The organism is Pantoea sp. ARC270, from assembly GCF_003236725.1.
GTDB lineage: Bacteria > Pseudomonadota > Gammaproteobacteria > Enterobacterales > Enterobacteriaceae > Pantoea > Pantoea anthophila.
In genome coordinates this window covers 1-15,267 of sequence record NZ_PUGA01000057.1, presented here as the reverse complement: position 1 = coordinate 15,267, position 15,267 = coordinate 1, and the positions used below count along the sequence as shown (strand labels likewise).

The following is a 15,267-nucleotide window of genomic DNA, read 5'->3' as shown; positions in this document are numbered from 1 at the left end:
AGCGTCTGCACTATCTGCGGCACCGTCTGGCTCTGGAAGATGCGCAGGTTGCGGTCCCGCTTCATCGGCCACAGGTCCGGCTCCACCGTCAGCTCATAGCACGCGTAGCGCGTGCCGTTCAGCTCCTGGCTGCGCACCGCCACCCGGGTGATTTTACCGTTGAGGTAGCGCGGGCTCAGCGCGCTCATCAGGCCGTCGGTGGGCAGCGTGAACGTCACCGGCTGACCCAGCAGGGCGTGGCGGTCGATGCGCGCGTCGGTGGAGAGCAGCTCGGCGGTGAGCACAAACGGGTGCGACAGCGCCTCGGTGCCCTTGAGCGTGTGGAACAGCAGGCCGTCCGCCGGCAGCTGTGCAGTAATGCGTGAGTACATAGTCTTTTTTCCGTACAGACAAAACTGACGATAGGGCAAGTCAGCAAGGTGGATGGGTTCTGAATTTATGGTCAGGACGCGCGCCGGTGCTCAATAACTCAATGGCGCCGGTAAGTTGCTCGCGACAGCTGAGCTTCCAGAATCGCAGACTACCGACCGGCAGAAAGATAGTGATACGATAAATACATAGTGATTATCCGGACTGACGGGCATCGGTGAATTAAGCGGCTATTGCTGCATGTCAGATAAGCGTCTTTAACTGTTGCAATGCATCATATGGTGAGTTGAGTTCCCACTGACGCTGTTCCGGTTGTACTCTTTCAGATAAGTGTATCGTGAGAACACGGTGTCACCGGAAGTGTGCGTTTCAGGGTTAATACATCCGCAAAACTAGCCTTATCCGATGGCTTACCATAAAGATGTTAGAAAAACGCTGCTGGATCTGTTAGTGAGAGAAACCCGACGTAAGAGGAAAATCATATCCTGTACTGATACCCATAGTCTGTCTCCCTGCTTAATCTAATTCGCAAGCCAGATTCCGTAATAAATGATTATAGAGCCAAAAGTAAGAATGGCCTTTAAAAAGATGAACAGCCAGGGTGCCAGCTTACTGGTTATCGGTGAAAACTTCCTGTAATTATCATTGTTATATTTCTTGTGGAAATCCATGATAGTGCCAAACATATTGCACAATGCAACAAGTATATACCTCATCCCCCATACAAACAGTAATGACACCCCTATTTTCTCCATTAAATCCCCTGCCGCGTCCCTGGTAAAACCTGGGATTATCGCTGCCAGTGCTTTAAGCACGAACCCAATAGCAATAATGGCGATAAAAACCCCGATAAAAGCTTTCCCTATACTGACCAGGGTTCTTTTCCCATAGGAAATCTTACTACTCCAGATAAAATATGCAGTCACTAAAAAGAAAAACAAAAATACTATGTTTTCCATGACATTGTTATCCCTGTTAAAAATAAATGAATTATCAGGAAAGGTTTATATAGCCCCTCACTGACTTTAAACGCGTAGAGTAGCAAGCCGTCCATTGGCAGCATTACAGTATTGCGTGAACACATGCTTTTTCGTACAGAAAGAACTGATTGTGAGATTGGTAAGTGAAAGTCAAATGATATTTACTTAAAGCATCTTATGGTTATAAGAAATATATTGCGGGATTAAACCACCTTTCAAAACCAATGCCTGCATAAAAGGGTAATATTGATTAACATAATCGACAGGATAATTTTTGTAATCAATATCCAATCTGTATTTCGGCCGGAAAACATGGGCGAAGGTTGGCTTTTAAATGGCTTTAATCAAAAAAACACGTATCACATATCACTTTACTGCTAAAAATTTTCATTGAGCCTAATTATTGAACATTCAATCCGACGCATTTATGATATACGAGAAAAAATTTCATTTGAACGCCAGGTTTTGTTAAAAAAAATCCCATATCTGATATGGGATTTTATTATCAATCTTTTTCTTCCGGTGCAAGCTGAAACAGCTCTTTTGCCATTGAAAGAATTCTGTCTTTTTGTACTATTTTATCAACCCATTCCTCAGGGATGCCTGATAAACCATACAATGCGCCCGCTAACTGGCCTGCGGTTGCTGCCACGCTGTCAGCATCATCAGCAAGATTTGCCGCCAGCAAAATGGCATCTTTAAAATTATCTGTATGCCAGACGGCCCATAATGCTGCTTCCAGGGTGTCGATAACGTAACCGGATGAGCGAATTTGGTCACGATGCTTTTCTTTATATTCACCGGCATTGATAAGCAGGACACGTAGTGATGTGGCCATGAGATGAGGCGCAAAACTTTCGCTCTTATTATAACCGTTTAAAAGATAATGAAGTATTACATTAAAAAAACGACAACAATTAATTGATTCTGGAGCGTAATGTGTAGCTTTACTCTGCAACGCGGCATCACGCCAACCATCAACAAAAGATTTTCTTCTAAAAATAGCAGCCGGAGCATGGCGAATTAATGCAGCATTACCAGCTGTTTCAGGAGAAGTATTCCCCATCCAGGAGGGCCCGTGCTGTTCAAATTGCTCAAGCGCAAAGCGCGTTGAGTTACCTATATCAAAGCACACGCCATTTGAACTATTTGTCCCATTTTTATACCAGCTAAGCAGTTTTTTACGAAATAATGTGATATCACATTTATTGCTTTCAATATATGTTTCAGCGAGACACAGCGCCATTGAGGTGTCATCAGTCCACTCACCGGGTTTAAGAGAGAAAGGTCCCATTCCAACCATATCATCAACGTGAGCTTTATCTCTTGGCATAAATTCCAGAGTCGTGCCAACAGCATCTCCAACCGCCAAGCCGATTAAAGCGCCCTGACATTTATCTAATGCTTGCTCATTATTGATTTTTTGAGGGAGCGATTTCATCCATTCAGGTTTAGCTCCATCATCAGGATGGCTTCTCAAGGGTTTAGGATCAAAAGACATTCTATTCATTAACTGCCGCGAAGGTTGAGGCGTTAAATGAGCATAACGTTTCGCATAGACAAAAATTTCAAACTCGTCAGCTCTTAGATCAATCATAAAACCTCCTTACAAATTCACACCCTTAAACAATCTCAAAAAACCAATTAAAACACGAGTAAATTTTATAATGTCACCTCATTTCATTTACTTACACTAGATTTATAAATTAATATATCACCATCCATTTATTTCTGAGGTTTCAAATATCTCTTTTTACGCTTTTCATATCCTGGATCGGTTTGATGAGGAAGGATAACTTTTAGCCCAGCGCCTATTTGAGAGGCAATATAATTTGCGTTTTAAAGATGTTTAGCAAGCTCTGGGTCAGTTGTATCAAACTCTTTGGAAGCCAGACTCCCCAGATTCATACTATGCAGGACACTTTTATCATTTTCTTCACCAGTTAATATTTTTTTTACATAAATAAGCTGTTTCAGAGCAACTTGAAAAACTATAAAATCATGCTTATCTAAGACTCTTTGATTAGTGATATCAATAGCATCGTTAATGTAGTCAAGAGCGGTATATTCTTTTTTATTTATCATAACCATGATGCACCATTCTCGTTTGAGAGCAAAGGCAGATCTAAATAAAAAACCCTGAGCCTACCTTATTTATGTGCATAGACTACCAAAAACCTATCTTGGAGTAACTTAATGCAAAAACCTCTAAGAATTGAATCTCTAAAAATGCGATTTTCTGGGAAGGGGAACTATTTATTTACGTATTATAAATCACCTCACCACTTTAATATTTTCAACCTCTCTATCAGAGAACCTGACCCAATCCTTACGAACAGACTCGGCCAACCTTATTAAATAGTCAAAATCCTCTTTATGAAGAATATCATTTTCATCTAATATAAATATTTTGCTAACATCAAAATGTGTATTTGGATAAAAATTTGGAATAAGAACGCCTATAAACCATTCACTACCCGAATGCAGTAAATTAAAGTCACCTTGGCGAGACTTAACAATCTTAGCTTCAATCATAAATCCCTCCTGTTTTAAGCCATAAACTTGATAGTCTATCCCTTTATCTAAATTCTCCATGGAAACAACCGTTTCACAAACACCATTCGGCAACTTACCACATGGCAATCATAAGCATCTGAGGTTAAACCCGGGATATAGCTGTCAGTCCTTTAAGCAGGAATCCGATAGCGATGAAGGTCCTGATAAAAGCTTTCTTTATAACAACCAGCGTTTTTTCCATAGGAAAACGTACTGCTCCAGATAAAATATACCGTCACTAATAAAAATAATAAAAATGTCACGATTTCCATGCTGTTGCCATCCGTTTTAAAAATGAATTACCAACCTGAATCTTTTTACACAGCGCTTCGGTGCCTTTGAAAGTGTGGAACAGAAGCGGGATGCCAGACATACTCGGCATCAGAACGATACACTCCTGGCACAGGTCAGCGGCTGAATGTAAAAAGACGGAAGGATCGTTAAGATCGCTTCCGGTTTATTTTAGCATCAGGCATCATTTTCAGCATATTTGATTAAGCGCAGACACTGATCTTTAACTGATGGTTTCTGATCTAGGTTTGACAACCAACCTTCTAAAAATTCATTAGCCAGGAATATCTCTAAAAAATATTCTGCATTTATTTTTGCTGCTTCATCCGGCACTCCCCCCTCATCAGGTTCCGTTGCAACAATGGCCTCTGCGTCAGGACTCCATGGCTTCTTCACATAGATAGTGTTTTCATCGTCCAAGCTATCGAGCTGTTTTATAACATCATTCAAGGTCATTTCATTTCCCCCATAGGGCATATCCGCCGTAACCATTAGGATGTAATACTTTCCAGAACTCACTTCCTGGAGTGTGCTGAGAGCGAGGAACTAATCGCATTGATCCTTCATCAAGTTCGTGGTGCCAAGTCCAGCCTTCCGGTGGTTTTCTCGGAGCCAGCCCTGTAGGTGTGCGTTCAAGATTAATACCCAACTCTTTCATAGTGTTAGCAAAATTTTTATCCGACTCCATTGCTTTCAATAAAGATTCATTTGCTTCCTGGAAATGTCGACCGCGTGAGACACCAGGATAAGATGTTTTAGCAAGTTTCATTTCATAGGCTGTGGAATAAGCATTGGCCTCTTTGTTACTACACCTACTCAACCCCAGCGGATCCACCCAACTCAGCGGATTCGGCGCATACTGATAAAGATTTACCCCACCAGCAAGCCCTATCGGATCCTGGCTCACAAACCTGCCCGCATCCGGATCATAATAGCGAAAACGGTTATAGTGCAAACCTGTTTCCGCATCGAAATACTGACCCTGATAGCGCAGCGGCTGATAAATCGGCTCTGCATTCTCTACTGCGACCTGCTCTGTGCGCAGTGTATTACCCCAGGCACGATAGACGGCACGCCAGACCACACTGCCATTAGTTCCGGTCAGCTCCCGTGGCAGACCTGACACATCATTGTGATACCAGTTAACCTGAGCTTCATTCTCCGTTTGACCCTGCTGCAGACTGATCTGCGCCAGGGGAGCAAAGTTTCCATCCTCGTAAATCCAGAGGTGCTGGCGTGAGCCTCTCACCTCACTCAGCAGGCGATTGCCTTCCCAGATGAAGCGCGCAATACCAAAAGCATCGCGTTTCCAGCTTCGGCGGCCAAATGCATCGTAGCCGTAGGTGGTTCGCTGCTCGGTCCCGTTTCGGGTGCTCACCGATTCGGTCAGCTGGTGTTCAGCGTTCCAGATAAACTGCTGATCTGTGTGTCGGCCACTCTGTTTGCGCGTCACATTGCCGAAACAGTCATAGGTCCAGCGTTTATCTTCATAAACCCTGAGTCGGTTATCCTGCAGGGGCTGCGCCTGGGCCTCGCTCAGCAGATTGTGCGCCGGGTCAAAGGCAAAATACTCATCACGCGCCCGCGTCATGCGTCCCAGCGCGTCATATTCGTAACGATAATCGCCCGTGTATTTATCTGTCATTTGCGTCAGCTGTCCATCGCGCCGCCAGACATACTCGCGTGCCACCGCTGACTGAGCGCCACGGCCCGCACGCTGGCTTATCAGCCGTCCCATCTCGTCGTGCAGATATTCACTGGTGATTGCGCCCTGGGTGCGTCGCACTTCCCGATGCAGGACGTCACGTTCGCTTTCGCTGATGACCCGGTTACCAAAGTTAACCTGGACCCGATGCCCGCTGCCGTAATAAAACTGCTTCAGTTCCCGGCCATCCGGCAAGGTGGTATGCGTCCGGTTACCCAGTTCATCATAGCTGTGGTGCAGTTCGTAACGGTGCCCCCTAACCAGCGTCCGCTCAGCAAGTAACTGACCTGCATCGTCCCATTCCAGCTCAGAGCGACCGCCGTGATTTACCCCTGCAGTCAGGCGACCCAGCGCATCATAACGATAGCGGGTACGCTGCCATACTGCATCGCCTCCGCGCGACACCATTTTTTCCAGCAATCGCCCGGCCGCGTCACGCTGATAGCGTGACTGGATTACCGGCCCGCTGCCATCGCCTTCTTCAATGCGAGCCAGCAGCCAGCCACTCTCATCATATTCATAACGCGTTTTACACCCATCAAACCCGCGCTCCTCTATCCGGTTATCCCGGGCATCGTAGCAAAAGGCATAACGTGCGCCATTTTCATTAGTCAGTGCGGTCAGGCGACGGGCCAGATCATATTCGTAGCCAATGCTGTGGCCGAGTGCATCAGTTCGCGATAACGGCACGCCATCCGCTGCCAGTGTCCAGCGTGTAACCTGCCCCTGAGGATCCTGCCATGCAACCAGCCGTTTCCAGCGATCAAACTCAAAACTCTCTGATCCACCATCGGCATGCACTATCTGCTGAGGCAGCCCATTCCACCGGTTAAAAAACTGCGTCAGGCAGCCTGCTGCATCAGTCTGCTGCTTCATCCAGCCATATTTATCATAATCGAAGGTGGTGGTCCGGCCGGAGCAGTCGGTATGACTGATAAGGAAGTTGGCCTGGTTCCAGCATAACGTTTGTACGCCCGCTGCAGCATCACGCACCCTGACCAGATTGCCGCGATCGTCATGGTTATATTCTGTAATGCGACCTATCTCATCCGAGAAGCGGATTAAGTTTCCTGCTGTGTCGTAACTAAATTCCCGGGTGCCACCCAGCATGTTGGTCACACGAACCGGCATATTCCAGCGTTCGTGATAGTCAAAACGTGTAGTCTGACCGTCTGGCTCAATAATGGCCGTACAGTTGCCACGTTCATCATAGCGGTAACGCGTTACCCGGCCGCACTGATCGGTGAGTTCTGTCATCTGACCGCGAACATTCCGTCTGATACGAATATAACCTTCCATCGCATCCTGATAGCCGATCAGTTCCTGGTTATCGTCAAAGTCGTAACGGGTTACGCGTCCCAGGGCATCCGTGACCGTTGTGGACTGATGGCCATACTCAAAACGCCATTCCCCGCCGAGGCTGTCACGATGTGCCAGGACCTTTCCTTCAGAAGCATAGGTGTCGTAATGATAAAAACACTCCATTTCGCCCGCGCGACGATGCGCCACCATAATATGGTTGCGGTAGCGGAATTCACGCAGCACCTCGTTGAGCTCGTTACGCACAGCAATAAGATCGCCCTGCGTCGAATAATCGTAGCGGCACAGAATTTCAGCATTCAGAGGATCAGACGGATAACAGACGCTGACGCTGGTGATACGGATTAAGGGGATACCCGTATCCGATGAAAATGTTGAAAAGGTGATATTAAATCGACGGCCAGCGCTATCTTCAATCTGTACAGGCAGATTCCGGGTATCGTAACGCAGTGTCAGGCGGTTGCCGTGACGGTCACTGATGGCTGATAACAGCCAGCGGTCAGATTCAGCTTTATGCGTAAAGTGCCAGTGCTGACTTTCATCCGCGTCTGAAATGCAGAATTCCTCTGCCTGCGGTTGTGAGAGAGAGAGCTGTTCATAGCGATGAAGTTGTGGCCTGCGTCCTGCCTCAGGATAAGGAAACTCTATTTCGCGCCCCTGCTCATCGATCAATATCAGCAAATGATTTTTTCTGCGCACTTCCTGTGAGATGGGCAGAGACCAGCCCTGCCCCAGCCAGCCATTACCCGTTTCGTCAGAAAAATAGTAGCGTTGCCAGTTGAGGGGGACCGAGGCCGGAAAAGAGAAATCATTGTCTTCAGGGCCGAACAGCAGCTTGATACCCAGCACAGGGTTAACAGGACTACCTACCGCCATTTCCACCTGCGGCAGAGGCCTTGCCGGAATTTTACACGGTTCAGTCTTTTTCTGAGCATGGCCTTTATCGCTGCCCCCTTTTTCACTGCCCGCTTTTTTCGCGCTGATAACTTCATCAGCCTCTTTTTTAGCGGCTTTAGCTTCGGCTTTAGCGGCGGTCGTTTCAGCTTTGGCTGCTGCTTTTTCTGCCAGCTCAGCACCTTCTTTTGCAATACCCTTGCCCGCTTTCGCGGCTTCGACTGCTTTACCTGCCTTTGCGGCCAGTTTCCCCGCTTTAAACGCAGCGCCCCCGCCGGGTACAAAGTTAGCTGCCGCCGAAGCAGCTGAAAGTGCTGCGTTACCATAATCGCCTTCTGCGGTGTAAATTGCCGCGTTCGCGCCGTCGGCAACTGCGCCAACAACCGGTACGGCACCTAAAACATCCAGGCCGGTATGCACCCAGTCGCCATAATTGCTCCACCAGCTTTTCTTTTTCGGCGGGTTGGCACTGCCCGCCGCCACATGGCCTTGTGGCGCAGGCGCATATTGTAATTTACCAATCGTATTTCCGGTTGCCATTGGAGCTCCGTGCGAACATTTACAGGATGAAGAATAAAGTTATTGATAAAACGAATTTACCCGGGAATAAGAGATCACATCAGGCGGCGCGATAACAGAAAAAATCAGCCCGGCCTGCATTTGATCATTTCGGGGATGGGATGAGAAATAGGGTGCAGTAACCAGAGTTTGCCACAAAGGCTACCCGATGCAGAATCAAGGAACTTGTCCCGAATAATGACAAGAACTCTGTTTTTATGGTCTGAACATAGCAGTACAGGACAGGCTGACACTAATATTGCCTGGCGAATTGCATACAACTACCCCATACCACTCAGCCTGGTCTAAACCCTATCGGCCCCCTTGTGCTAGCGCTTTTATCTCATTCAGCTTATCAATAGCTTTTACATTATCTTTATTTGTATTACTAATAATTTTATCCAGGAGCTGATTGAAAGTCACATTATTAACATCAGTAATATTTGCATCTGCGCCATGATTGAGAAGGTATTCAACCTGATCATATTGTTGACCATACAGACCTTGAAAAATTGCCGTTTGACCTAAGCTATCTTTTGCATTGACATCAGTACCAATCTCTACAAGATATTTCAGAGTCGGGAAGGATCTTTCATTTGTTGCATAAAATATTATCGGCGTGCTTTCAAATCTCGCATTTTTATCCATCCCGCCTTTAATTAAGGCTTTAAAAAACACAGGGTCTGCGTACCCTGCTGTATTAGTTGCCACAGATCCCATGTCGACAACGTATTGAAGAGGATTAGCGCCATGTTTTACTAAAACACTCAATATATTGATTCTGTTAACTTCCTTTTTTGATGCCTCACTCAATGCATAATACAAAAGCGTTAAATCCTTTTCGCCAGACTTATTAAGATCGGTTTGCGTTGATAATTTTTCCACCTCATCAACGTTGCCCTCTTCGATTGCCTGAGCCAGTTGTAACTGATCCCCTGAAAAGTAATCCTCGGGATAGATCTTTTTCGTGTCGTCGCAAGCCTGAAGAGTTAACAAAGAAAATAAAATAACCATTCGCCTGACAAGGCTCAAGCTGTACCTCCAGCGATTCGATGCAAATTCAAAAAACTTATTACGAATAGTGACAGGGACTCTTTTTTGTGGTCTGACCCTCGTGTTATAGGTCAGGCTAGGACGCAAATCATCTGACGATTTGCGTGCAACTAACCCATACCACTCAGCCTCATCCAAAACCCTATCGGTTTGCTTGCGCCAGCGCTTTTATCTCTTTCAGCTTATCAATAGTTTTCACGTTTTCTTTATTAGTATTGTTAACGGATCTATCCAATAATTGATTAAATGTCACCTTATTAACATTGGTCACATTTGCATCGGCACCATGCTTAAGAAGGTATTCAACCTGATCATATTGCTCGCCATATATCCCTTCAAATATTGCCGTTTGTCCAAGACTATCTTTGGCATTAACATCAGTACCAATCTCTACAAGATATTTCAGAGTCGGAAAGGCTTTTTCATTAGTTGCATAAAATATTATCGGCGTGCTGCTAAACCTCGCATTTTTATCCATTCCTCCTTTAATCAATGCTTTGACAAAAGCAGGATCTGAATATCCCGCTGTGTTACTTGCCACAGAACCCATATCGGCAACGTATTGAAGAGGATCGGCGCCATGCTTCACTAAAGCACTCATTACATTGAGTCTGTTAATGTCCTTTTTTTGAGCTTCACTGAGGGCATAATACAAAATCGTCAAGCCCTTTTCGCCAGGCTTATTAAGATCAGTCTGCGTTGATAATTTCTCTACCTCATTAACATTACCATCTTTAATTGCCTGCGCCAGTTGTAACTGACTTCCTGAGAAGTGTTCTTCCGGATGGATTTTTTTAACATCATCACAAGCCTGAAGAGTTAAAAAAGAAAATAAAAAAATCATCCTTCTTAAATGATTCAACCTGCACCTCTGGTAATGTCTAAAACATTAAAGATCTTTACAGACTCCAAAACCGATTTAAATAGAAATCTATTTTTCGGACAAGATACTAAAGATTATCTATCAATTCTGGCAGCAGGATTAATTTAATTCCCTGCCTGACGAAAACGAGTTAAATTAATGCTATCAGATGTGCCAATAGCCCTTTATCTATTAATTTTTTATAGCGCCAGCTCCTGGCTGAACAAAAAATAAGCCCCTACCAGAGAAAGAGCAGTAAAGATATTGAGAAACACTTCAAATTTCAACGTGCTTTTTAAAAGAAAACTCTATTGATGTTAAAAAATAAAATTTAAGCCTTTTTTAAAAAACAGAAAGACATCCTTGTCTCTTCGCTAACGACAACCCGCCACAAACTTATCTTCAAAGCCTGAACTAAGCCCGCCCACCTTTCTGCTTAGCAAGCTTAAGTATTTCCATTAGCTTGTCCTGCGTAGCACCTTTCTCTCCATTATTCCGTTTGATCACATCGTCCAGTTGGCGCATAAAAGACCAGCCAGTATTTGTTTCAACACTATTGGGATTCGCTCCGTGGTTTAATAGCCACTCGACAGTGTCTAACTGCATTCCATCCAGTGCAGCCATTACAGTCGATTTCCCCAGCGAATCTGTAGCGTTCACATCTGCACCACGCTCCACCATCAATGCTAACGTTTTTATGGTATCGTCCGATGCAGCATCATGCAGTAAGGGTTGCCCCTGAACTTTCACATTGACGTTCATCCCACCGTCAATCAATGCCTTCATAAACTCCGGATGCGGAGAAGTGGCAACGACTTCTGCAACACTACCCATATCAGGGACATCCTGAAGCGGATCAGCGCCAGCTTTGACAAGCTGACTCATAATTTCTAATTGTTGGCTTTTTCTATCCTGCGCTTGCTGCAAGGCAAAATAGAGCAAGGTCATGTCCTGCTCGCCGGGTTTATTTAGCGACGTATCAGGGGTTATCTTCTTCACTTCGGCGATATTTTCACTGACGATAGCCTGGGCTAAACTCAACTGCGTACCGTGGAAAAATTGCTCTGGCGGATATTTACTCATTGCATGACATCCTGAAACCGATATTAAAAACACAAACCCACTATAACGGACTATTTTTCTAAAAAAAGATTTGATCATTTTTTCTCCTTAAATTAAAGATAATAATTTCTCATCATTATCTTTCTCCAGTTCTATACAGTGTTTTACCTGATCCATCCCATGCTTATCAATTGCGCTTCCCTGACCACCCTCCATAGGATGCTTCTTACCGACCGCAGAAGGCGACATTATCAATCCCATGCCTAGCGCACTGCCTGCAACCGCTCCCCAGGGGCCAAACTTTTTAAATCCAGCCCATCCTAACCCGCCAACAACAGCAGCTCCTGCCCAAAACCCCGGTTCCTGGATCATAGTAAGAACTTCACCATTGACACGATAAGCTGAAATATTTTCTGTTGTTTCAGAAGGTGGCGCCTCACCACTGTATTTTTTAACCGTAGACGATTTCAATCCTGCAGCATTGAATGTCCAGCCTGTTCTTCCACTAGCACGTGAAGCCGAAGAAGCCATCCCACCTCCCAGAGAGTGCCCGGTCATATCAATGGGAGCAGAAGAGCGTCGAACAGACGTGCCTATTGTTACAGCCTGCTTGTAATATTTGGACTCTACCCCTATGCCCTGTTGTAGATTGTTTTTCCAGTCAACAGCTTCAGTCATCCTCGTTCCTCTGAATACGACGGATGCAGACATATCTTTTCCAAAAACCGCTTCATCTGGTTCATAAACCCTTGCCCGAAATCCGGGTTCTTTCGCGATTTTTAATGATTTAGGCGTAAGGTTATATTTAGCCAAAGCCTTAGGATCATCACTGATATCTTTCCAGCCTTCTGGGATGTCAGGCATAGGCTTAGTAGGATCTCGGGGCTCATAAACGTAGTCAGCCAGCCTCGCCTTCTCCATACCGGTATTATTCTGCTCAAGCCGCAAAGCTGCCTGCACTACCTTAGGATCTTTGCTTTTCTTGCCCTTTTCAATCAGCGCTTTACGCCTTTCCCATGTCTCTTTCTTGGTCAGATTCCCGCCGCGTCCACCAAGAGCTTTGCCATTCATGGCAAACATATCCTGCACGCGATTCAGAGGAAATCCACCAATATACGTATCCGGGCTGTGTTCAATTGACCAGCAGTCTCCCTCAACCGTCCCACTGACTACACCTTTGTTGCGTCCTGCTGCATCACCAATCGTGGTAGGCACATAACTGATTTTGTAGACAAATGCCGGATGACCATTAAATTTCACGCTATCTACGGTGCTTTTCGACGGTGCCAGTGTAGCCGTTACCGGATAAGGTACCGGTGGCTGAATGCCGGGGGTGAAACAGAGATCGGGCGCTAATCCAACGACTTTATATACGCCATCTTTGCGTGCGGCATAGTTATCCGCCATAGCGTCGCTCCCCGTTCATATGAGCCAGCATGGAAGGTGGCAGCGGGATAAAACTGTCAGCCTCACCATCGTTAAGTTGCTGTTGTGCGCGTTTCATCATCATTTGACGCTCACCAGATGCGATAAAGCGTAGCTCTGTCATAGCGGGTTCGAGTTGCTCGGAGAAGACTGCGCGATAACTGCAGTGAATCCGGCGAGTAGGTAAATCGATAACCAGCGTGTCGAGTTGCAAATCATATGCTACTCCGGCGCCCTGCTGCGTGGTCACAAAGGCAAATAATGTTTCTACCGGCACAGAAAAATCGATCTGCTGTCCGCTCTTTTCCTGATGCGATATCAGGTTTTTTAGAGTGACAGGAATATGCGTCATGGGTTTAGGTAAGGGAAATTGCATCCAGGGATGCGCACCGCACCAGTAGTCGAAACTAAAATCTGCGGGCAGAAACGGATGTCGATGCTGTTTCCACGTTTCATCGTAAGTCCCGGCAAATGCAATGCGCGGATGCCAGCCCCGACCATAGAAACCAAATCCAGCCGGCAGATTTTCATCATCGATTTTTTTTACAGGCTGTGGAAGTAATTCAAACTGGGGGGCAGGAATGCGCTGCAGTTTCAGTTCTTTTTGTGCTTTTGCCGGGAGCCAGCCAACACCAACACTGTTGGCAGATGAAGCCAGCTCCTCTCCGCCTTCCAGCCTGTAACACCCCCCCTGCGCAAATTCATAACGTAAATCCAGTCGCGTTACGGGTCTGGCATCCGTCAGTTGCCAGCCAGTGACCATTTTTCGCCACTCACGCGGGCCATAAACATTCAGAAGGCGGGTGAAGTCACCAATGCGGGCGCCTGCAGTAAAATGCCGTGCAGGCTTATCTTCAGGTGCCCACGCACTGCCATTGATCACCACATCCAGTCTGGGTTTGTAAGGTGCCAGGTCACTTTCAAAACGTACACTACTGGTGCCGGGCTCATCGTAGTAATGATCCTGCTCGACCAGTTCTCCCTGATCTTCACTCAAGGTCAGCCTGCCGCTGATAATGTCCAGGTCATAACTGACACGAGCCACCAGTACGTTAAAGCCATGGTCATGCTGATCAAGTGACTCAAATAGCAGCGCCGGAAAAGCGCTGTAATTAGCAAAATTTTCCATAATCAGTTGATGTCTATCTGTGTTCCGTCGATATCAATCACCTTCTCACCGACCAGCTTGATCTTATTCGCGCTGATGGTGATGGTGCCATTCTGCTCAAGCACGATCATCGATTCGCCACATACCAGGGTGATTTTGTCTTCAGCACTGAACTCGGCGTTTGTCCCGGCAGAAAGTGCGATATCCCGCCCGGCATTCAGCGAATATTTCATGCCAACATTGTGCATCTGCATTGCGCCGACATTAGTCATCCAGCCAGCGCCGACGTTAAGCACATAGGCTGCACCGATATTCGTATTCTGAGCCAGTCCGACATTAAGCATGGAAGCCAGTGCGATTGTTTCAGTTTTGGCCTGATCGACCTTAAGCGTCTGATTGCCATTAACCGTAACGGACTGGTTTTGCCCGATTCGCACATTTTCGTTCTGATCGACCGTTTCAGTACGATTACTGTGTATGGTGATGGTTTCATTTCCATCCACCGTCTCAGTACGGTTCTGATGAACAGTAATGGTTTCATTCTGATCGACCGTTTCAGTGCGGTTTTTCTTCACCTCGGTCGTTTCGTTGCCGCCGATGGTCTTGGTCCGGTTGCTGCCAACACTGTGGGTTTCATCATTTTCCACCTCAGTGTCCATATTCTTTTCAGCATGCAGCCACACCTGCTCTTCACCCGCCTTATCCTCAAACCTCAGCGCGTTCGCGGTGTCCGCCGTGCCGTCCTTCGACCGGCTCAGAAAACCCATCTGCGTCGCCGCCGCCGGCAGCGCCCACGGCGGCATGCTCGCCTCGTTGTACACCCGACCAATGATCAGCGGACGGTCCGGGTCGCCGTTGATGAAGTCCACCACCACCTCGTCGTTCACGCGCGGGATCTGCACCCCGCCGAACCCCTGGCCCGCCCACGCACTGGAGACGCGCACCCAGCAGGAGCTGGTGTCGTCACCCTTTGCCAGACGGTCCCAGTGAAACTTCACCTTCACCCGCCCGTAGCGGTCCGTCCAGATGGACTCCCCCTTCGGCCCCACCACCTTCGCCGTCTGCGGGCCGTGGGTCTTCGGCC

The 15,267-nt window shown here is 46.7% G+C and carries 13 protein-coding genes; all 13 read right to left on the bottom strand.

Annotation, left to right across the window (positions count from 1 at the left end):
* Positions 1–371, bottom strand: a 371-nt coding sequence (locus CKF42_RS20040; protein WP_233501067.1) for a contractile injection system protein, VgrG/Pvc8 family, incomplete at its 3' end; no start/stop codon positions are given.
* Positions 372–890: 519 nt separating this feature from the next.
* Complete coding sequence (locus CKF42_RS20035) at positions 891–1,328, bottom strand: hypothetical protein (protein WP_111209035.1); 438 nt, start codon at positions 1,326–1,328, stop codon at positions 891–893.
* Positions 1,329–1,854: 526 nt separating this feature from the next.
* Positions 1,855–2,946 (bottom strand): ADP-ribosylarginine hydrolase Tri1, encoded by a 1,092-nt coding sequence (tri1, locus tag CKF42_RS20030; protein WP_111209034.1) that lies wholly within the window; start codon positions 2,944–2,946, stop codon positions 1,855–1,857.
* Positions 2,947–3,188: 242 nt separating this feature from the next.
* Positions 3,189–3,434 carry an immunity protein Tsi6 family protein gene (locus CKF42_RS20025; RefSeq protein ID WP_233501066.1) on the bottom strand — a complete coding sequence of 82 codons (246 nt, stop codon included), beginning with the start codon at positions 3,432–3,434 and terminating at the stop codon, positions 3,189–3,191.
* Between the two features lie 189 nt (positions 3,435–3,623).
* Entirely contained in the window at positions 3,624–3,944 is a 321-nt protein-coding gene (locus CKF42_RS20020) for a hypothetical protein (RefSeq protein ID WP_146239963.1), read from the bottom strand.
* A gap of 429 nt (positions 3,945–4,373) precedes the next feature.
* Positions 4,374–4,652, bottom strand: a complete 279-nt coding sequence (locus CKF42_RS20015; RefSeq protein ID WP_111209032.1) for a hypothetical protein — start codon at positions 4,650–4,652, stop codon at positions 4,374–4,376.
* Between the two features lies 1 nt (position 4,653).
* A complete protein-coding gene (locus CKF42_RS20010) occupies positions 4,654–8,655 on the bottom strand; it encodes an RHS repeat-associated core domain-containing protein (protein ID WP_111209031.1) in 4,002 nt (1,333 codons plus the stop codon).
* A gap of 330 nt (positions 8,656–8,985) precedes the next feature.
* A complete protein-coding gene (locus CKF42_RS20005) occupies positions 8,986–9,864 on the bottom strand; it encodes an ankyrin repeat domain-containing protein (protein ID WP_233501065.1) in 879 nt (292 codons plus the stop codon).
* Positions 9,865–9,868: 4 nt separating this feature from the next.
* Positions 9,869–10,588 carry an ankyrin repeat domain-containing protein gene (locus CKF42_RS20000; protein ID WP_233501064.1) on the bottom strand — a complete coding sequence of 240 codons (720 nt, stop codon included), beginning with the start codon at positions 10,586–10,588 and terminating at the stop codon, positions 9,869–9,871.
* Between the two features lie 414 nt (positions 10,589–11,002).
* A complete protein-coding gene (locus CKF42_RS19995) occupies positions 11,003–11,671 on the bottom strand; it encodes an ankyrin repeat domain-containing protein (RefSeq protein WP_369974612.1) in 669 nt (222 codons plus the stop codon).
* Positions 11,672–11,758: 87 nt separating this feature from the next.
* Positions 11,759–13,057 carry a DUF4150 domain-containing protein gene (locus CKF42_RS19990; protein WP_111209027.1) on the bottom strand — a complete coding sequence of 433 codons (1,299 nt, stop codon included), beginning with the start codon at positions 13,055–13,057 and terminating at the stop codon, positions 11,759–11,761.
* Complete coding sequence (locus CKF42_RS19985) at positions 13,047–14,204, bottom strand: DUF2169 domain-containing protein (protein ID WP_111209026.1); 1,158 nt, start codon at positions 14,202–14,204, stop codon at positions 13,047–13,049. The genes CKF42_RS19990 and CKF42_RS19985 overlap by 11 nt, the downstream gene beginning before the upstream one ends.
* A 2-nt stretch (positions 14,205–14,206) precedes the next feature.
* Positions 14,207–15,267, bottom strand: a 1,061-nt coding sequence (locus tag CKF42_RS19980; RefSeq protein WP_199559894.1) for a type VI secretion system Vgr family protein, incomplete at its 5' end; no start/stop codon positions are given.